Raw genomic sequence first — 20359 nt, forward strand, 5'->3', positions numbered from 1 at the left:
GAGAACGTTTTTTGGGCAAAGATAAAAAATAAGGCGCGCATTATACAGTAGAACCCTTCCATAAGGGAAGGTAAGTGTCTAGATGTCTAAAATTCCATCTGAACACCTAAATATCGTGTAAAAGCGTAATTTTACGGTTAATCCAGCAACAAAAAAGCCAGAGCGAGTCTGACTTTTTCATTCGTCTTAACAATGTGTTAAGCGGGTTCGTCACGTACCTTTGACCGTTTAGTGGTCTAGGTATAGATAGTTTTGCCAACTCTTCATGCGAATAAGGACCTTGCGCATGATTGAAACGTGGGTGAAGCTGTCAGAATAAACGGCAACTTCAACCGCGGTACCCATAGGTAAATGGTAGTCAGACAGGTCATCAGTGATGGTCATTTTAGCAAATACGCGTCCATTAGTACGAAGTGCATTGGTACCAATAAGTGTCCCGCGCGCTTGAATTTGACTCTCACCAATAGCTGGGATTATTTCATCAATGCGTCCTTTGAAAATCTTGCCTGGTAGTGCTCTGAATAAAAATTCAGCTTCGAAACCAGGATGCAGTCGTTGCAATGAGTTTTGTCTGAATGCTGCGATGTAGTATTTTTCTTCCGTATGGACAAATGTCATGACAGGAGCAAGAGGTAGCGGTACAGCCATTACGCCTGGACGCAGTGCTAGTTGTGTAACATATCCATCCGTTGGTGCTCTCACGACCGTTTGGTCAAGGTTGAATTGAGCCTTACGTAAGTCTGCAAGTAATCCTGCCACTGCGGTGTTCTCGCCACCAATTTCAGAATTTAGAGCGATCTGAGCTTGTTGTTGACTTGCTTCTGCTACTTTTACTGCTGCTTCCGATGCCTTATAAGCTTGTCTACGAGTATCCAATTGTTGTTCGGTAAACGCACCACTTTCAAAGCCACGCTTATAACGAGAAAATTCGCGTTGCGCTTTGTCTCTTTCTGCAATCGCTTTGATTTTAGCAGCTTCAGCTTCAGCAACTTGAGATTCAAGCCCAAGTGCTCCTTGGCTTGCTTCTTTTACTTTCGCTTCGAGCTTGGCGACTTCTGCTTCAAAAGGGATAGGGTCAATTTTAAAGAGGATGTCTCCTTTCTTTAAAGGAGAATTCGCCTCAACAGGAACCTCAATGACTTTACCTCTAACGCCTGAAACAATTGGAGTCGTTGAGTAAACTTGGTTGCCAAGTTGTGTGAAAGGATGGTTGTAGTTCATTAATAGGATCAATGTTCCTACGATGACCACACCACCGAGCACTGCGGTAGGCACTGTCCATTTGTTTAGTGGGATATTAAATACTTTGAAAATAGTGATACAAAGTGCCGCGTAGGTCATTATCAGTAGTAAATCCATTACTTAGCCTCCTGATCTTGAACGTTGTTTGACTCTTTTTTTGTGCTGCTTTGTTTAGTATTTGCTTGTTTGAGCTGTGCGATCTCTTCTTGAAGGGTGCTAACTTGATCGATTAAAACATCCACTCGGTGATGAATATCGTGCTGCTCTTCTTCGAGTTTTTCGAAGCCCCAGCCTCGGTCTTTCCGCCATAATGTTGCCCAAATCCATAGAAAGGGCCAAATTGTGTGCAAAGTGAATAGGCTAACCCAGCCTGAGACGTGAATTGCGTCTTGGTGAGGATGATTACGTTCTTTGGCTATTTCATAAGGGATATCGTGAATAACGATGATGCCGTAAAAGATGACTAGAGCAACGAAAATGAGTAAGCCGAGTGCAAAGTAGTCTAAAAACATAACAGATCCTTGTAATGTTAGATGTTAGTTATAAATATAGTACGTTATCATCCAAGTAATTGTTATAAAAATGATTTGCTGAGTTATAAATAATGAGTGTTCGCTTCTAATGTGAGCAAAACTATTGACGAATCTTATAAAATCTCATCGCGTTTGAAGAGGCTATTTCGGCTTTCTGGTTGGTATTTTAGCTGAAATGATGACAGCTACGATTCTAAATGACGTGCACAACCACAAAGGATAAACACGGATGTATATAGGTGAATTGGCGGCTATTGGTGCTGCGATTGTGTGGGCGTGTGCGACATGGATTTATGGACAGTTTGGTCATCGCTTCTCTGCGATGCAATTGAACATTGTTAAGGGTGTAGTGGCGTCAGGGATGATGTTGCTGGTGATGCCTCTTATTCCGATGCCGGAGTTTGAACTGAGTACCAACCATTTTCTGATATTGGCAATTTCAGGTGTGATTGGCATTGCGATTGGAGATAGCGCCTATTTTGCGGCGTTGAAAAGAATCGGTGCCAATAAGACGCTGTTACTGGAATCTTTAGCCCCGCCTCTTTCTGGTGTGCTGGCATTAATGTTCCTGGGCGCTGTATTGACAGTGCAAAGTTGGCTCGGTGTCGTGATTACAACACTAGCGGTGACCTTCGTTGTCTTCCAGCCATCAAAATCGGCGAGCGGTGAATCGAATAACAAAGCGCAGTGGGGTGGCATTGGTTATGGGCTTGTGGCGAGTGTCTGTCAGGCATCTGGTGTGGTTATTTCTCATTACGCGTTAGTGGCGGGTGATATTCCACCATTGTTAGGTGCTTTGATTCGCCTGACGATTGGCGTGTTTGCTGTGATGCTGATTATCCCTTTCGTTGAAAAGAAGCCGTATTCATCGATAAAAAGAGATTTATGGGAAATGACCAAGCTCGATAAACTGTGGTTATTAGGAGCAATCTTTGTCGGGACGTTTCTCGCTCTATGGCTTCAACAAGTGGCGTTGAAGAATGCTAACCCTGCGATTGCACAAACGTTGATAGCGACCAGCCCGGTCTTTATTTTGATGATTTATGCGCTGAAAGGGGAGAAGGTGTCAAAGCAAACTATCATAGGCACACTTGCCGCCCTTGCTGGTATTTCTCTGTTCTTTTATCAATAAGCAGTTGGCCTAAGCTACAGAGCTATATGCCACTACTCTGTACACACTTGATTACGGCCGTTGGCTTTAGCTCGGTATAGCGCTTTATCGGCACGGTAGAAGGTACGTTGAGTATTCTCTCCGTCACGATGCAAAGTGATACCAATACTCACGGTCAAACCGCGCTCCCCAAGTATCTCATGCCAACCGAATTGGAAAATGCGCTCTCGATAATTTTCAGAGTGCATTTCTGCCTTCGGAAGATCAGTGTTCTCTAGAATGACGAGGAACTCTTCTCCACCAAATCTGACACATGACGCGCCTCTAAACTTAAAGTATGAACGTAGCTCTTGAGACACACTAACAATCGCTTTATCGCCCACTAAGTGACTCAGTTCATCATTGATAGACTTGAAGTGGTCAATATCAATAACCATCAGTGCGAAAGAGGTATCGTGCAACAGCATGTCTTTCAATTTCACATCTAACCAGCGACGGTTGTGTAACCCTGTCAATGGATCGGTGAATACGTCTTGTTGAAGCTGAGCAACCGCATTCTTGTGTTGTTCCGTTGTCTCTTTCAGCTCTTTGTTTTCTTGTTCAGAGAGAATGAGTTTGAGTTGTAATTCAAAACGGGACAGGCGGCGTAGTTGGCTTGCACCGAGTTCACTGATCGGGATCTGCTTCATCAGATCGGTTTCAATTCGGTAGCCTTTTTTCTCATAGCTTAGCGCTTCTTGAAAACGCCCTTGATTCATACACACATCACTCAGCGAATCGTAGAATCGTTTTGCAAGTACTGGCGACGAGTAGGCTTTCACGCGTTTGTCTGTGCTCGACAAAATCATGCTCGCGTAGTCTTGCTTGCCGGTTGCACTTAGGCAATGTGCGAGCTCTAGACGAGTCATGGTTGCAAGCCAGCTTGCTTGAGTGCTGTTGGCTGGGTATTGAATCTTAGACAGACAGCGTAGCGCTTCATGGTGTTTTTTCTTAGCGCGCAGCACCTTTGCTTGGTAAAGCAGTATTTGAGCTGTGAGCAACTTGTCACTGACCAAAATACTCAGTTCTTCGCACTCATTCAGTAAATCGCTGGCTGCTGTAATGCGATTGAGTAGAAGTAGGCTTGCTACCATATGCAGCTTGAATTTGAGGCGAAGTGAGCGACTGCTTATCGCATGGTCTATGCTGCTGATTTTTTGGTAGTAACGAAGTGCTCTGTTGTGATCGCCATAGGAATCACACAGGTTGCCCATGCCTAAAATAGCTAATACATACTCATCGATATGACCGTGTTCAACCGCGATAGTCGATGAACTGACGAATTCATTGAGTGCTGAGGTGTAATCACCAGTTTCAACTAAGCGGTCACTTAAACTGGTTTTGACTGTCAGAATATCTTCGATATCGGCAGGAAGGTGGAGCAGATCGAGTGCTCGTCTCAACTCTTCGATACTGGTTTGATTTTGTTGTAACTCGGCACGGTATTCAGAGCTAATGATATAGCAGTGCGCTTGCTCTGTTTGCGTTGTCGAAACGTGCTGACGAATGTGGTTCCAGAAGATGATCGCTTCTTCACCTGATACTGATGAAGGGTCTAAACCGGCGTCTGTGATCTTGCTTAATAGAGTTTCCATTATTCTATTACCTCAGCATCGTCTTCTTCGAGTTGTTCAAGCGTGAACGGGAACGTCAAAATATCATTGAGGCTGACGCTTGGTTTCGAACCTTTTAATCCTTTTCTATGCCATGGATAGATATCGAGCATGGTGCTGAGAGTTTGGAAGGTTTTCTCTGCGGCTTCGCCTTTTTCGGAAAGCATAAGGGCCACACGTTCAGAACTTAGCCTTGCGATGAAGTCATTCTGGTTACATAAAGCATGAGCAATCTCGGTACAGACATCTAAGTAATCAGTATCGACATGATGGAACATAATGATGCTGTGGTTTGAACGTTTAAGCTCTGTCTTGAACAGCACCAACTTTTCCCACCAAAAGGTTTCAGAGACAACGTAAGATAGGTGCTTTTCAGGATCGTACTCGTGCTGACCGCGAATACGATTAATCAGTTTTCGTGCTCTCTGTTCAAGTTGGCGTTTTGAACTGCGTGCTTTGTCCAAACCGACACGTGTCGTTTGCTCTTTGAGCATGCCGATAGAATATTGACGGTACTTTTTAAAGGCGACGAGCGCGGCTTGGAAGTCTTGGTTTTCTTCCGCCACCAAGGATTGTTGGTAACAGATTTGGCTCAGCAACTCGCCATTATCGAACTCGTTTGCGGATTGTTCTGCGAGCCTCAGTAATTCCGCCGCTTGTTCTGGTCTTTTTCTCAGGAGCTCCAATCTAGCTCGGCTGATGTATGAGTGCGCCTTCATCCAAACTAGGTTGTGTTCAACTGCCAGATTGTGCGCTTTGGCCGTGGCGCGCTCCGCGTCATCTAAGCGTTCAAGACCAAGTAGGGCAAGGCCTCGAAAGTCCCATACCTCTGCATGCCAAGTGTTATCTTTATGGTCTTTTAATGCTTCTTCTGCACCGTCCAATACCGACAGCATTTCAACATAGTTGTTGAGCAGGTAGTAATCCCACGCAAGCAGTATTCTGGCTTTACCCTCTAACCAACCAATGCGGCTGTTGTTAGCAACTTTAACGGCAAGCTGGTGGGTAGAACGTGCAAGTTTATATTCGTGGGTCATCCGCCAAATATTGCCAAGGCCAATGAGGCATTCAATTTGAATTTCGACTTCATCAACCAACGCGGACTGCTCTAAAGCATTGATCCAGAACTGTTGGGCGGAATAGTACTTGGCTTGTCCCCAGAACTGGAGCGCGTGTAAATGGAGGATTTCGGGCAGAAAAAGATCGGTATCTAATCGGCTTTGGCGCTTGTAGGCTTCCTTGATGTATTTTAAACCTTTTTGGTAATCCATCAGGTTCCAGCTACATCTTGCCATTAACATTAATGACTGGATGGCACCCTCTTCAAACAGAACTTGCTCTGATCGGACTAGGCACTGTTGGGCAATCTCTAGGATCACCGATGGCTCAGAGTCGACTCGAGTTTTGAGTTTTTCTAATTCTGTTTCAAGAAGGTACTGATTTTTGTCCAAGACTTACATCCATGATTATCGAACATATTGATAACACAATCATTATAAGAGTGTAATTTGAGATAAGCACCAATTATCTTTCGTAGAGCGTCAAAGGAACATCGATCTTTTCTAATTATGGGTGTTACCTCATGTTGTCGCTTTAAAATCAATGAGTTCCCGAATAATTACCTAGAGGCTTTGTTGCTATGAAAGTAGTTGCTTTAGAGTTAATGGCAGCTCCCCTACGCCTAAGCGTTGTGCTGCCGTGAGCCCTTGCTTATCTTGGTAGCACAGATTGTGCCAAGCTCTAAATATGTCGAGCAATGGAAGAATGCCCCCAGGACGAAGCTTACGTCTGGGCTCATTAATAAAGCTATCAAATAACAACTGAAAGCGCTGTTGATAGAACTTAGTTTGTTGAATTGAGGCTGTGTTAAACCACTGTTTTGGTTCTGGATTGTTACCGGTTAGGTAGCAGATACCTTTCTGGTTATCACCCTGATTGGCAATAGCCCAGCGATCTCGCCACCAACTCATGTGAACGATGTCGATCTTTTCAAAACTTTGGTCGTCTTGCCAGCCTGAATCTTCTTCGACATACATGAGGTCAATATTTTGACTCTGAATGCGCGGCAAACATACACTTAAAGCGGCAGATCTTAGTAATGGATCTTGTGGCATATAGATGGCGACATGCTTGTCTTCGTTACACATATCCAACACATGTAAGAAGTGAGCATAAGAGGTATAAGGCGGTCGAATGAGAGCGCCTTTTGAAGGGTAACTAAATGTGGTGAGGTTACCCATAGGGTCCTCAACGTTACCTCTCGCAAGAATCACTTGGTACTGCTGTTCAATGCGCTCTTTTAGTTTGTCAGAGGGCTGAGGCAGTTCGAGATTTGCTTCTGAAGAGTGCTCTTTGGATACAAATCGTGCCACATCATCATAAGGGTTATGGTCGACGTTTCCTGATGGTTCTTCATTTTGAGAGTAGTTAACGTGTTGGCAAAGTATATAGCCAGAATGCGCCTCGCCCGTCGCTATCCACACCACACCGTTGTTACTTTGTGGTTGCAGACGCTGGTAGTGAGATGCGAACTCGTAATCTTTCGCATGGTTAACCCATCGTGCATCGATCATCGCTAATTTACGACGACAACGGCTCGCGATATGGTCAACATGATCATAGAAAGTCTTTGGGTTGATCTCTAATTTTCGGCAGATTTCACGTACGGAATAGCCCATGAACAGTAAGCCCATGAGGTTCTCTTGAAATTGGAGTTTTTTATTGGATCCAGACCATTTATCAACGAAGGTTGTTTGGCAGTCTTTGCATCGATAACGCTGCCTGTCGCCACTGTAGCCGAAGGCATGATAAAGATGTTTATGGGTATGAACCGATAAGCCGAAGTTATCGCAATCATCATTACGACAAGCAGGGAGCCCGTCGCTGTGAAGTTGTCTTAGGCGATGAAGTTCACTTAACACTTCACGATTGTTAAGTAAGGGGGGGAAAGCTCCACATTCACGACAAACCATCGCTGGACGCTTAGGGTTCGCGTGTTGCAAAACATACCGTTTTGCATCGCTCAAGCCAAAGTTGTCACACGCCAATGTTTTACAAAAGTTGAGTTGCAAACCATCCGCATCTTTTGGCAGCTTGTCGTTAGACACGATCTCCCCCTCGGGATTATTTGAGCAGCCAAGCGAGCCTGGCTGCGGGGTAACGCTTTTCAATGTATCTTTTATCAAATCGTTAGATGTTGATTGCTGTCTCTAGAGCAACTTTCATCATGTCGTTGAAAGACTTTTGACGCTCTTCAGAACTTAGTTTTTCACCACGGATGATGTGGTCAGATACTGTTAGGATAGTTAGTGCTTTAGCACCAAGGTCTGCAGCAACGCCGTAGATACCAGCCGCTTCCATATCAACACCTAGGATGCCTAGCTTTTCCATTTTTTCGAAAAGGTCAGCTTCTGGAGTGTAGAAAAGGTCTGCAGAGAATACGTTACCAACTTTAACTGGAACTTCTTGTGCACGAGCTTGGTTTACTGCTTCTTCTAGAAGACCGAAATCAGCGATAGCAGCGAAGTCGTGGTTGTTGAAACGAATGCGGTTTACTTTTGAGTCAGTAGATGCACCCATGCCGATAACAACGTCCATTAGTTTAACGTCGTCACGTACCGCGCCACAGCTACCTACACGAATAACGTTTTTCACGCCGAACTCAGCGATTAGCTCGTGTACGTAGATGCAGCATGATGGGATACCCATACCGTGGCCCATTACAGAAACTTTCTTACCTTTGTAAGTGCCTGTGTAGCCAAACATGTTGCGAACGTCACAAACTTGCTTCACGTCATCAAGGAATGTTTCTGCAATGTATTTTGCGCGAAGCGGGTCGCCCGGCATAAGTACTGTTTCTGCGAAATCACCAGCTTGAGCATTAATATGAGGTGTAGCCATGGTCGTTCTCCAAAGTTTAAACGGTAATTATAGGAACAGGATTTAATCAATTACCGATTCTGTTGAATTGAATTCGTTTTGTTGAGGCAATATTAGCGAGTTAGAACGTGGCCCCATGAGACTTTAGTCACAAAACAGGTCTGCCATTATAGTTTTATTAATATTGATAACCAAATATGTTGAAAGCGTAAAGGCAATCGATTGTATGGGTAAATTGCAAGCGAATGAGAGGAAAAGGCTTACATATAAACTTGTTGCCTATTAGTTTCGAGACAACAATACGTTGTAGAGACGTTTGATCAGAGATAATCTAAACTTTGATAAAAGACAAACCAAGGATTTGTATGTCGTATTGCGTTAACTCGACGCCTTTGCAGTCAATGAAAACACGACTCCACAGGGCGGCGTCGCTTGTTGTAAGAACTACTTTGCTTGCCAGCGGGATAGCTTCATCGTGGGTGTCTGCTGCAACCTTTGAATTGCCACCAACGGAAAGCCGCATTGTGGGCAGAATCCAGCAGCATGAAGTGGCGGCGGGCGAAACCTTGGCCATCATTGCCAAGCAATACGATATTGGTTTTCTCTCTTTAATGGCAGCTAACAAAGGGGTGGATCCTTTTCTTCCCGCGGAAGGCTATGTGTTAAGCATTCCAAGCCGCTTGATTTTGCCTGACACCCCAAGAAAGGGGATCGTCATCAATCTTGCTGAGTTAAGGTTGTATTACTTTGAGCCCGAGAAAAATCAGGTGCATGTTTTCCCTGTCGGCATCGGTCGAGTGGGGCGCGATACTCCCGAGATGATCACCAAGATAAGCCAAAAAAGACCGAATCCAACATGGACGCCACCAAATTCAATCCGCAAAGAGTATCTTGAAAAGGGTATTGAATTACCGAGAGTGGTTCCCGCTGGGCCGGAAAATCCATTGGGTGAGTATGCTTTGAGACTTGCTTATGGCGCTGGCGACTATTTGATCCATGGTACTAACAAAGACTTCGGAATAGGTTTACGAGTTAGCTCTGGTTGTATCCGAATGGAACCTAAAGATATTGAGTGGCTATTTGAGCAAGTGAACCGTGGTGAACAGGTCACCATTATCAATGAGCCGATTAAGGTGTCATTAGAACCAGATAGAAGTGTGTTTGTTGAAGCGCACGAGCCATTAACTCGAAGTGATGGTTCAAAGAAATCATTACAGATCCCTGTGGAACTAAAATGGTGGCTTGAAGACGCAGAACTGCCAAATTCAAAGGCGAAAGCGGTTATCTTTGCTCAAAACGGCGTACCTGTAGAGATAGCACCACCTGTGATTGAGTTTTAATTCGATTGCCTCTTCTGCAACAAGGGGCGGTTTTATCTTGTTTACTCGCATTAGTGTCACCCAAAAAAAGCACCACATCCGATAAGAAGTGGTGCTGTCTATATACTGCTTTTTGCGACTTATTTAATCTACAGCTTAATCGCGATTAGATCTCAAACTACTTAGTGTAAGACTCAGCGATGTTGTCGATGCGTTCGTTAGCACGATCCGCTTCTTCTTTCGCTGCCATAGCGGCTGCTTCTGCTTCTTGAGCCTTCATTTCTGCGGCTGCTTTGTCACTCTTAAGTGCTTCAACTTCGCTTGTAAGTTGAGCCACTTGGTTAGTTAGTTGATCCATTTCTGACACTGCAGCTTCTTCTGGTTCTGAAGAACAACCGGCTAAAATGAAAACTGAGGCTGCAGCTGCGATTAACGTCTTATTCATAAGAACTCCTTGCTTATTTATCATCAAAAGATGCGCTATACATTCTTTATCATATAGTCGCTTCATTAATGATTGTAGCGACTAATTTTTTAACTGCAAAAACAATAACTAAAGAAATTGCTAAATTTTTGAGGTAATTAGCTAAGTATCACGTTGTGTCTCATTTATGAGATGAAGGATTTAGAGACGACTTGAAGGTGTTTTTGGAGAGCTATCCCTTTGCTAGCAATGCATGCGTTGTTCTAGCTAAAGATAGATAAAGGGATAAATTTACTGTGATCTCTATCCTTATAAAGTACTTTCGCGGTATCATGTCACGTTAAATTAATTTTATTCAATACCATCATGACTGGAGAGTCCTTTGCACTTTAAAGATTTAGGCTTAGATAACCGCTTACTGAAGAACTTAAAACATTACGACTTCAAGAAGGCGACAGAGATCCAATCAAAAGCGATCCCTGTTGCTATTGCTGGTAAGGATCTATTGGCTTCATCAAAAACGGGATCAGGAAAAACATTGGCGTTTGTGTTGCCAATGATACATAAAGCATTAAAAACAAAAGCGTTTTCTGCTAAAGATCCTCGTGGTGTAATTTTGGCTCCTACTCGTGAGCTAGCGAAGCAAGTTTACGGCGAACTGCGTAGCATGCTTGGTGGTCTGTCTTATGAAGCGGCGCTTATCTTAGGTGGTGAGAACTTTAACGACCAAGTTAAAGCACTGCGTAAGTACCCTCGTTTTATCGTTGCGACTCCAGGCCGTCTTGCTGACCACCTAGAACATCGTTCATTGTTCCTAGATGGTGTTGAAACGCTAATCCTTGATGAAGCGGACCGTATGCTTGATCTGGGTTTCGCTCCAGAACTTCGTCGCATTGCCAATGCAGCTAAACACCGTCGTCGTCAAACGTTGATGTTCTCTGCAACGTTAGATCACGCTGAAGTAAATGGCATTGCAAATGAAATGCTAGACGCACCTAAGCGTATCTCTGTTGGTGTTTCTAACGAGCAACACTTAGATATCACACAGAAATTCTACTTATGTGATCACCTAGATCACAAAGAAGCGATTTTAGACCGTGTACTGGAAGAAGCTGAATACCGTCAGGTAATGATCTTCACAGCAACACGCGCTGATACTGACCGTTTAACAGATAAGTTGAACGAGAAGAAGCTTAAAGCGATAGCACTGAGTGGTAACCTAAACCAAACGCAACGTAATGCTATTATGAGCCAGTTCGAGCGTGCGGTTTACAAGATCTTGGTAACTACCGATGTTGCTTCACGTGGTATTGATATTCCAAACGTGAGCCACGTTATCAACTTTGATATGCCTAAGCATACGGAAGAGTACGTGCACCGTGTAGGTCGTACTGGCCGTGCGGGTAACAAAGGCGATGCGATTTCTTTGGTTGGTCCAAAAGACTGGGACAGCTTCAAGCGTGTTGAACTTTACCTTCAACAAGATTTGACCTTCTCTGTACTTGAAGGCCTAAAAGGTAAATTCAAAGGCATTAAGCCACGTAAACCTGCGTTTGCTAAAGGCGGTCCTGCTAAGAAGAAGACCAACACTCAAGCGAAGAAAACGCCGAAGAAACCAGTTAAGCGCGATAAGAGCTTCCACCAGAATGTGGCAGTGGGTGATACCGTGTTTATCCCTAAGAAAAAAGTCGCACCAAAAGTGGACGACGAGTAATCACCAGCCAGTTTTAAAGCGTTTGCTAGTAAAACTGACATAAATAAAAACCGCCAATATTAGGCGGTTTTTTTGTATCTCGACCTTAGCTCAGCCATTACTTTTCGATATTTAGTTAGAAATTGAACGTCGAGAACGAATACGCCAAGATGTGGTCGGCAATGTATTTGTGTGTGGCGGTGGTTGGGTGCGTCACGCCCCAGAATACATAACTGTCTGAACCATAGGTGGCACAGTCATTGGTTAAGCTGTGGCTTCGCAAGTAGTCCGCGGCTGAGCTTCGATTGATATTAAGACAAGCATCACTCGCGTTTCGAAAGCCATGTTGTTCTGGGTTATCGGTAATGCTGGCGAACAACGCACTTGCATCGAACAACACCACGTTTTTCCCTATACCTTGGTAATACTCGGCTTGAGCTTTGATGAACTGGTTGAATTCTAAGATCTTGCCACGAACTTTTATTATCTCTTGTTCGGTAGAGTATTTGAATTGAGGGGCTTTGGTTGCATCGGGTAAGGTGAACAGCAGGATATTGTTCGCACCAGATTCTGTTAAGCGGATCAGCGCGCTGCTAAAGTCAGCCTTTACATCGGCGACTTCTCGGTTGTAATTCATGAAGTCATTGAGGCCAAACTCTAAAGTAAACAGTGAGTTTTCCGGACGATAGTTTTTGGCGACTTTCATGTAGGTCAGATAAGAGGTGACTTGATCATAAACACCAGTCAATGCCACGTATTGGTTGGTACCTGCGGCGCCACCCACAGCCCAGTTATACAGAGGGACATCTTTCGCTTTTGCTAAATACTCCGTCCAGACTAAACCATTCGAAAAGTGCCCTAAAAACCACGAATCTGCGTTCGGAAAAAACCATTGTGAGCCATTAAATAGATTACCAGTGTCGGACAGGCTATCACCAAAGGTGACAATACGATTGATGCTATTGGCCTGGAACGCGTTATCGTTGGTCCAGATGGAGTGGTTGTAAGAGAAGCGATTATCTGCGGAAAAGTAGGTGATGTCAGCGGCGTCATGTTGGATGTCGAGCGTCTGTTCGCAACGCTGTTTGATTTCAGATTGAGGCGCATCACTGTAGAACATGTTTTTGAAAGAAACAGAAGACCACCAATATCCGTTGATCGTGTAGTAATCACCACTCTCTTTCTTTGCCCACTTCCAGTCGGTGGCTGGGGAATCATGAGAGGCATCGGTTCGATACCAACATCTAACATATGAATAGGTCTCTGAGCCTTGTGCACTGAGTACTTGTGCAGATGTAATCGATTCAGGTGTTGGTATTGAGTCTTCAGCGGCATAAGCGGCAAAAGGCAGGGCTAACGTGAGTATTAAAGCCGTATTTTTCATCACTGTATTCTCTTTTATATTTAGATGAGCCAAACAGAAACGCTGTTGCTTGTTGCTTGTTGCTTGTTTCTTGATAAGTGGATAAGTGGATAAGTAAATAACTGGTACGACCTATATCTAAAACCAATAATTAGCGTCAATATATTCAGGGTTATGGTGTGTCGTTAATGGAATAAGCATCAAGTTATCAACGAGTTTTTGGTTGAAAAATACCTGTTTCCAAACGGTTATTTGTCGAATAATTTTGGTTTATTGAGAATGTTGAATTGATATTTGAGTCGGGATATTGAAAGAACAATCTCATCAACCTTAGTTAAATGTTAATTTAATCAATTGCTTATATTTTTGTTTTTCTCCTGATTCTGTTTGCCTGATGTTCATCGCACCTGTTTAATTCAAGTTCGCCATCACAAATATGAAGTCGTTACTTTCTGTTTTATATCTAAATAATCAAGATACACATACTGACGACGAACAACGCGTCTCCTCATTGAAAGTCACCTCTCAGCAAGATACCGACATCGATAACGCATCAGCAAAAGACATGATGGAATATTTCGTGTCAGGTAATGCAGAATTAACCCTTGAAGATATTCGAGACAACGTGGCGAAACACCACGAACAAGCATCAACAACCGTGGTTGATGAAGCACTGTTTGCCAAATATCTTGAGTATAAGTCGGCACTGACATCGTTGGACGTGCAGTTCGGTACCACATCCATTTCCGCTGATGATCTACGTGCACTCAATCAAGCGCTCCTTGACCTCCAAGCTCAGTTTTTCAGTGAGAGCGAGATAAGTATTCTGTTTACGCACGACAACAGAATGAGAGAAATCGCCTTAGAAAAGTTACTTCTGAAACAGGAGGGATTAGAGGATGAAGAATACCAACAAAGACTCGAATCCTATCTATCTGAGCAACCTGATTATGTTCAGTCGAGTCACCAGAATCAGGTGTTACTCCAACAGCTCTCTAGCTCTGAAGGTCTCGATGAACAGGGTAAATACTTAAAGAGAAGCGAACTTGTCGGTGAAGAAGCAACCCAGAGACTTGAAGCACTTGATAAACAAAGAGCGGCCTTTGAAGACTCGTTAGAGGTCTACTTCGCAGAACGAAATGATGTCTTGAAAGATTCATTCCTATCAAAAACCGAACAACAAGAGAAGATTGCGCAACTTAGGACTGAACATTTCCTACCAGAACAGCTTAGAAGGGTAGAAGCGATTGAAAGAATTCGAGCGGCTGAATCTCGTCAGTAGTGTCTAAAAGCGAAAAACCAGCCATGATGGCTGGCTTTTTGTTTATCGGCGAGTTCTAAAGAGCATACAGCCTGAATCTGTTTGCCTTGAACTTCGTACCTTGAAGCCTATACCTTAAAGTAATCCAACTGCTGCTTCTGTTGTTCTGCTAGGTTAGAAAGCTCGTGGCTTGCTGCAGCGGCTTGAGTAATGCCGGTAACGTTTTGGCTTACTAGGCTGTAGATGTTTGAGATGTTACGGTTGATGTCTGAGGTTACTTGGCTTTGTTCTTCTGCGGCAGAGGCAACCTGAGTGTTAATCTCAGTCATGTCCGTTACCGAGTTAGCAATGCCTGAAAGCGCCGCGCTTACTTCACCTGCAAGAGTTTGGTTGTGTTCCAGCATAGCCAGTGAGCTGCTCATGCTTTCATTCGCGTTACCGGATTGAACCTGCAAACCTTCAATGATGCTTTGGATCTCTTTGGTTGAATCTTGTGTACGTGCCGCTAGCATTCGAACTTCATCAGCAACCACTGCGAAACCACGACCGCTTTCACCTGCACGAGCGGCTTCGATTGCTGCGTTAAGCGCAAGCAGGTTAGTTTGTTCAGAGATACTTTGAATCACCTCAATCACTTTACCAATCTGTTCAGAGTGCTCTTTTAGCGTGCCCACAACATTTGCAGCTTCGCTTAGCTGAATCGCCATCTGTTCGTTAGCTTTGTTGCTTTCATTAAACAAGCTCATGCTGTGTGTCGCCATTTCGTCAGCTTGCTTAGACGCTGAGTCGGCTTGTACTGCGTTCTCATTAACGTGTGCTGCTGTGCTTTCTAATTGGTTTACAGCAGAAGCAACTTGTTCTACTTCTTGCTTTTCTTGGTCTGAGTTAACGCTGGACTGTGTCATTACAGCCGCTAGCTCTGTCGACGCAGAAGCCACTTCGATACTGATTCGAGACAGCGAGCTTACCGTGTCACGCAGCTGTTCAACAGACTGGTTTACGTCTTGCGCTAGGCGTGAGATTTCGTTGTCGCCATACTCTTCTGCTTTAACTAACAAGTTACCTTTTGCTACTTCCCGCATCGTTTCTTGAATGTTGCTGATCGGCTTAACAATGATACCAGCCAGCGTCCAACTGATAATTAGAGCTACAGACAGGATCACCAACAGTGCAATGGTCGCAGTAGTCAGCGTGCTAGCGTGTTGCTGGCCGTTGATGTCGACCTCTTGAGTGGCAAGCAAGTTCAGCTTTTTAGACAGAGTATTGATCGCTTGCACCATTTCATTACCCGCATGTCGGTATTGGTCGATTGCGATCTGGTAGCGGTTTTCAAAATCTGAAGATAGTGATGCATCGCTTTGTTCATCGCGGCCACTTCATCTTGCATGCCTGGCACTGTGTCTAATGAATTCAGTAGGCGAGTATTCTGATCGCGTTTTTGGTTTAGTGTTTCAACCAATGTTTTTACGTCATCAGCATTGAATAGACTGTAAATCGCTTTGATGCGCATGCCATAGCTGTTGTCGACGATTTCGCTAAGTTCTTCTTTATGTAAGATTAACTGGTCGGTTGCTACTGACACATCTTTGAATGCACTTTCTAGTTTTTCACCACCGATAATGACACCGGCTAAAAGTAAGACAACGGAAAATAGTACGGGTATAAGAATTTGTATTTTGATTGATAAGCCACTGAGAAGTTGGCGCATGTAATGTCCTTCTTTGAATAAAATAAAAAGATGAGAATTATTATTATTAGAATTAGTTGGCGATTCTAACTAATGAGACTGACAATTCAATCAGTAAAGGCTTTGATTTCGTTATATGCGATAGGTATTTGATATAGATGGTTGTTTATTGTTCTAAATGGCGATAAAGGTGGATCTTTTTATCCATCGTGTTAGGGCTAATTGATTGATAAATAGAGAAATATATTGGTTAGTATTCGATATAAATAGGGAAGGAAATCTAGCTTTTTGGTGCTCAAACGATGGTGAGACCTGCATTCACTAACTGCATCTGATGGGGGCGCGACTATCAATTCATCGAGTAGGAGAGAAATTAGCCATTAATTTGTAGTTGTCATATAGGCTTCAATTAAGTGAAACACAACTGTCACATTCGGATTCTAAAGTAGGCCTCGTTCAAGCAAAACATTACGGCAATAACGCCACTAAAGGAAATTTGTGATGAAAAAGACAGTTATCGGTGCAATCGCACTACTAGGCGCTCTAACAGTGAATACAGCTTCAGCTAAAGAAACTATCTCTGTAGTTGGCTCTAACAGTGCTTCTCCACTGGTTGAAGTTTTTGCAGAAACCTACATGAATAAAGGCGAACCAGTGTTCATCGAAATTCAAGCACCAGGTTCTTCTGCAGGCATCAAAGCAGCAAAAAATGGAAGTGCTGACCTTGGTATCTCTTCTCGTGACCTAAAAGAAGAAGAGAAAACAGCTGACCTGAAAGAGCTAGTTATCGCTCGTGACGGTATCGCAGTTGTTGTTAACCCGAACAACGAAGTATCTGCTCTTACTGCTGAGCAAATCACTTCAATCTACAAAGGCGACATCACTAACTGGAAAGATGTTGGCGGTGCTGACAAGCCAATCGTAGCAATCACTCGTGATACTGCATCAGGTACACGTGGTGCATTCGAAGACATCATGAAGCTTAAGAAGAAGATTGGCGATAAGAAAGTATCGGCTATCTCTCAACGTGCACAAGTTGCAAACGGTAACGGCGCACTTAAAGTTTCTGTAGCAAGCAACCCATACGCTATCGGCTTTATCTCTCTAGGTACAGTTGACGAATCTGTTCAAGCTCTAACTATCGACGGCGCTGCTGCGACTGTAGACAACGTTAAGAACGGTTCTTACAAAGTTGCTCGTCCATTCCTAGTTCTTTACAAAGCAGGCGCTCCAACAGCTGAAACTCAACAATTCCTAGATTGGATGGTTGCAGATGAAGCTCAAGCTATCGCTGGTAAGAAAGGCTACATCACAGTTAACTAATCTTAACTGACTCAATCTTAATTATTGCTCAGCCTGCTTTAGGCTGAGCCTTTTCTTTCAACTTTGTTTATTTCGAGCTCTTATTGAGCCACAAAGTTTGAGATTTTATATATGACCATCGCAAATAGTGAAAAGCTTATGAATACTGAAGCGACTCAAATCAACAAGCCAAGTCTACGTGCTAAGAAGCGCATCGACTGGAGAGAAAGAATCTTCCACGGCTTGTTCTTATCGAGTGCTGTAATCGGCATCGTATCACTAGCCGTTATCGCTTACTTTATCGTTGCAGAGAGTATCCCTGCATTCCAAGAGGCCGGTGTTTCTGGCATCGTTCTGGGTGTTGACTGGTTACCTCCAGCTCTATTCGGTGTTGCAACCATGATTGTTGCATCGATTGTTTCGACACTTGGAGCTGTAGTTGTTGGTGTGCCAGTTGGTGTATTAACCGCTATTTTTATTGCTGAGATTGCTCCAAAGCGTCTTGCAGATATTATTCGACCAGCAGTTGAGCTTCTAGCGGGTATCCCGTCGGTAGTTTACGGCTTCTTCGGTCTAGTAATTATCGTTCCAATGATTCAAAACGTTTTCCAAGTACCAGCGGGTAACACTATCCTGGCGGGTATCATTGTTCTGGGTATCATGATTCTTCCTACCGTTATCACGGTTTCTGAAACTTCGATTCGTGCGGTACCTCGTACATACAAAGAAGGTTCACTTGCACTGGGTGCTTCGAAAATCTACACGATTTTTAAGCTACTCGTTCCTGCTGCACGTTCAGGCATTATGACTGGTGTGATTTTGGGTATCGGCCGCGCACTTGGCGAAACGATGGCAATCATCATGGTTATGGGTAACGCGCCAGCAATGCCAGAAGGCATTTTGGACTCTGCTCGTACGCTAACAGCAAACATTGCAATTGAAATGTCTTACGCAAGTGGCGTTCACGCTAACGCACTGTACGCAACAGGTGTTGTACTTCTAGTGTTCATCATGATGTTAAATGGTGCTCTACTTTATCTTAACCGTGAAAAAGCGAAGTAGGCGAGGATAAGTAATATGGATCGCGTAAAACTAAAACAAGCACGTCAAACCAAAGATAACATCCTAAAAGGTTTTATCTGGGCAGCTGCAGCTGTAACCGTTGGTTTCTTATTCTGGATTATTTGGTACATCCTATCGAACGGTCTGCAATACGTAGATTGGAACTTCATCACTGACGATTACACTCGTACTGGTGAAGAACGTGGTATTTTCCCAATGATCATTGCCACGATCTACATGGTAATCGCATCGATTGCGGTAGCCGCGCCACTGGGCATCATGACGGCGATATACTTAACTGAATATGCGAAAGTAGGTAGCCGATTGGTGAAAGTGATTCGATTCTGTACTGAGTCGTTAGCTGGTATCCCATCGATCATCTTTGGTCTGTTCGGTATGACCTTCTTTGTTTCGATTCTTGGTCTTGGCTTCTCGATTCTGTCGGGTGCACTAACGCTAAGTATCCTGATTCTTCCTGTAATCATTCGTACTACAGAAGAAGCATTGATGGCAGTGCCACAAACTTACCGCGAAGGCTCATACGGCCTTGGCGCTTCAAAAATCTACACTATCTGGCGTTTGATCTTACCAAGCGCAATGCCAGGTATCTTAACTTCGGTCATTCTTAGTATTGGTCGTGTAATTGGCGAATCAGCACCTGTATTTTTAACAGCAGGTATGGTGGCACGTGTTCCTGAGTCGGTATTCGATTCTGGCCGTACACTAACGGTTCACCTATATAAGCTGACAACAGAGCTATTTACTATCGATGAGTGGAACCAAGCCTACGGCACGGCGACAGTCCTAATCGTACTGGTTCTCTTGATCAACATGGTTACAAAACTGATTGCGAGACGCTTCAACACGGCAACTTACTAAGCTCATTAGCTGGCTCATAAATAAAGCGAGCCCCCGTGATAAAGAAAGCATCAAGTTAGACACGAATTTAAGAATTTAGAGATTACGAACATGAATAAATTTGATATTGAGAACCTAGATCTGTTTTACGGCGACAACCAAGCGCTTAAATCTATCAACCTGCCAATTCCAACTCGCCAGGTTACTGCTCTGATTGGCCCGTCTGGCTGTGGTAAATCAACACTATTGCGTTGTTTGAACCGCATGAATGACCTAATTGAAGGCGTTACGATTAAGGGTAAGCTGGATATGGATGGCACTGACATCTACGGTAATATCGATGTCGCTGACCTACGTATCCGCGTAGGCATGGTATTCCAAAAGCCAAACCCGTTCCCAATGAGCATCTACGAGAACGTGGCATACGGCCTACGTGCTCAAGGTATCAAAGACAAAAAACACATCGATGAAGTGGTTGAGCGCTCGCTACGCAGTGCTGCACTGTGGGATGAAGTAAAAGACCGTCTTAAAGCGCATGCATTTGGTCTGTCTGGTGGTCAACAACAGCGTCTATGTATCGCACGTACCATTGCAATGGAACCAGATGTAATCCTGATGGATGAACCAACATCGGCTCTAGACCCAATCGCGACACACAAGATTGAAGAATTGATGGAAGATCTGAAGAAAGACTTCACTATCGTTATCGTAACGCACTCAATGCAGCAAGCGCGTCGTATCTCAGACCGCACGGCTTTCTTCCTAATGGGAGAGCTTGTAGAGCATAACGAAACCAGCGTTATCTTCAGTGAACCAAAAGATGATCGTACTAAAGGTTACGTAAACGGTGACTTCGGTTAATCGACGATTTACGTGTGGTATTTAAGCGATTAGATACCTTTACACACTAACTGAAACGCAGGTTAGATAATCGAATAGAACAACAGAATTATCACTATAACTATAAGCGATG

The 20359-nt window shown here is 43.9% G+C and carries 16 protein-coding genes and 1 pseudogene; 8 read left to right on the top strand and 9 right to left on the bottom strand.

Annotated elements, in window-relative coordinates; all coding sequences use genetic code 11:
- Nucleotides 1-228: 228 nt before the first annotated feature.
- Complete coding sequence (locus AB4167_RS00930) at nt 229-1359, bottom strand: HlyD family secretion protein (RefSeq protein ID WP_017061874.1); 1131 nt, start codon at nt 1357-1359, stop codon at nt 229-231.
- On the bottom strand, nt 1359-1754 hold the full coding sequence (locus AB4167_RS00935; RefSeq protein ID WP_017061875.1) for a DUF3302 domain-containing protein: 396 nt from the start codon (nt 1752-1754) through the stop codon (nt 1359-1361). The genes AB4167_RS00930 and AB4167_RS00935 overlap by 1 nt, the downstream gene beginning before the upstream one ends.
- A 250-nt stretch (nt 1755-2004) precedes the next feature.
- Here AB4167_RS00935 and AB4167_RS00940 point away from each other — a divergent pair, with 250 nt between their 5' ends.
- Nucleotides 2005-2907 carry a DMT family transporter gene (locus AB4167_RS00940; protein WP_372135982.1) on the top strand — a complete coding sequence of 301 codons (903 nt, stop codon included), beginning with the start codon at nt 2005-2007 and terminating at the stop codon, nt 2905-2907.
- Nucleotides 2908-2939: 32 nt separating this feature from the next.
- On the opposite strand, the gene AB4167_RS00945 is transcribed toward AB4167_RS00940, so the two are convergent.
- From AB4167_RS00945 to deoD, 4 genes are all read right to left on the bottom strand, one after another.
- On the bottom strand, nt 2940-4520 hold the full coding sequence (locus tag AB4167_RS00945; protein ID WP_372135983.1) for a diguanylate cyclase domain-containing protein: 1581 nt from the start codon (nt 4518-4520) through the stop codon (nt 2940-2942).
- Nucleotides 4520-5989: a hypothetical protein gene (locus AB4167_RS00950; protein WP_102321116.1), complete on the bottom strand. Its 1470-nt coding sequence runs from the start codon at nt 5987-5989 to the stop codon at nt 4520-4522. The genes AB4167_RS00945 and AB4167_RS00950 overlap by 1 nt, the downstream gene beginning before the upstream one ends.
- A gap of 186 nt (nt 5990-6175) precedes the next feature.
- Entirely contained in the window at nt 6176-7645 is a 1470-nt protein-coding gene (locus tag AB4167_RS00955) for a lactate dehydrogenase (RefSeq protein WP_017061879.1), read from the bottom strand.
- Between the two features lie 82 nt (nt 7646-7727).
- Complete coding sequence (gene deoD, locus AB4167_RS00960) at nt 7728-8438, bottom strand: purine-nucleoside phosphorylase (RefSeq protein WP_017061880.1); 711 nt, start codon at nt 8436-8438, stop codon at nt 7728-7730.
- Between the two features lie 344 nt (nt 8439-8782).
- Between deoD and AB4167_RS00965 the strand changes: the two genes are divergently transcribed.
- Nucleotides 8783-9757, top strand: a complete 975-nt coding sequence (locus AB4167_RS00965) for a L,D-transpeptidase family protein (protein WP_136981745.1) — start codon at nt 8783-8785, stop codon at nt 9755-9757.
- Between the two features lie 157 nt (nt 9758-9914).
- Here the strand turns inward: AB4167_RS00965 and AB4167_RS00970 are convergent, their stop codons facing one another.
- Nucleotides 9915-10181 carry an Lpp/OprI family alanine-zipper lipoprotein gene (locus AB4167_RS00970; RefSeq protein ID WP_017061882.1) on the bottom strand — a complete coding sequence of 89 codons (267 nt, stop codon included), beginning with the start codon at nt 10179-10181 and terminating at the stop codon, nt 9915-9917.
- A gap of 361 nt (nt 10182-10542) precedes the next feature.
- On the opposite strand from AB4167_RS00970, the gene AB4167_RS00975 reads away from it, so the two are divergent.
- Nucleotides 10543-11874, top strand: a complete 1332-nt coding sequence (locus AB4167_RS00975) for a DEAD/DEAH box helicase (protein WP_372135984.1) — start codon at nt 10543-10545, stop codon at nt 11872-11874.
- Nucleotides 11875-11989: 115 nt separating this feature from the next.
- On the opposite strand, the gene AB4167_RS00980 is transcribed toward AB4167_RS00975, so the two are convergent.
- Nucleotides 11990-13237, bottom strand: coding sequence for an SGNH/GDSL hydrolase family protein (locus AB4167_RS00980; RefSeq protein ID WP_372136015.1), 1248 nt, complete (start codon nt 13235-13237; stop codon nt 11990-11992).
- A 415-nt stretch (nt 13238-13652) separates the two neighbouring features.
- Between AB4167_RS00980 and AB4167_RS00985 the strand changes: the two genes are divergently transcribed.
- Entirely contained in the window at nt 13653-14498 is an 846-nt protein-coding gene (locus AB4167_RS00985) for a lipase secretion chaperone (RefSeq protein WP_372135985.1), read from the top strand.
- Nucleotides 14499-14605: 107 nt separating this feature from the next.
- On the opposite strand, the pseudogene AB4167_RS00990 reads toward AB4167_RS00985, so the two are convergent.
- Nucleotides 14606-16185: pseudogene (locus tag AB4167_RS00990) on the bottom strand (methyl-accepting chemotaxis protein).
- Nucleotides 16186-16665: 480 nt separating this feature from the next.
- Between AB4167_RS00990 and AB4167_RS00995 the strand changes: the two are divergent.
- The 4 genes from AB4167_RS00995 to pstB all read left to right on the top strand — a co-directional run bounded on the left by AB4167_RS00995 (nt 16666) and on the right by pstB (nt 20247).
- Nucleotides 16666-17487 carry a phosphate ABC transporter substrate-binding protein gene (locus tag AB4167_RS00995; RefSeq protein ID WP_017064254.1) on the top strand — a complete coding sequence of 274 codons (822 nt, stop codon included), beginning with the start codon at nt 16666-16668 and terminating at the stop codon, nt 17485-17487.
- A 111-nt stretch (nt 17488-17598) separates the two neighbouring features.
- A complete protein-coding gene (pstC, locus tag AB4167_RS01000) occupies nt 17599-18528 on the top strand; it encodes a phosphate ABC transporter permease subunit PstC (RefSeq protein WP_017064255.1) in 930 nt (309 codons plus the stop codon).
- A 15-nt stretch (nt 18529-18543) separates the two neighbouring features.
- The gene (gene pstA, locus AB4167_RS01005; RefSeq protein ID WP_017064256.1) at nt 18544-19407 is read left to right on the top strand and encodes a phosphate ABC transporter permease PstA; all 864 of its coding nucleotides are present in this window, start codon (nt 18544-18546) and stop codon (nt 19405-19407) included.
- 90 nt (nt 19408-19497) lie between these two features.
- The gene (gene pstB / locus AB4167_RS01010) at nt 19498-20247 is read left to right on the top strand and encodes a phosphate ABC transporter ATP-binding protein PstB (protein WP_004737715.1); all 750 of its coding nucleotides are present in this window, start codon (nt 19498-19500) and stop codon (nt 20245-20247) included.
- The last annotated feature ends 112 nt before the right edge of the window (nt 20248-20359 follow it).

This window comes from Vibrio sp. 10N.286.49.E11 (assembly GCF_041469505.1).
GTDB classification, from domain to species: domain Bacteria; phylum Pseudomonadota; class Gammaproteobacteria; order Enterobacterales; family Vibrionaceae; genus Vibrio; species Vibrio crassostreae_C.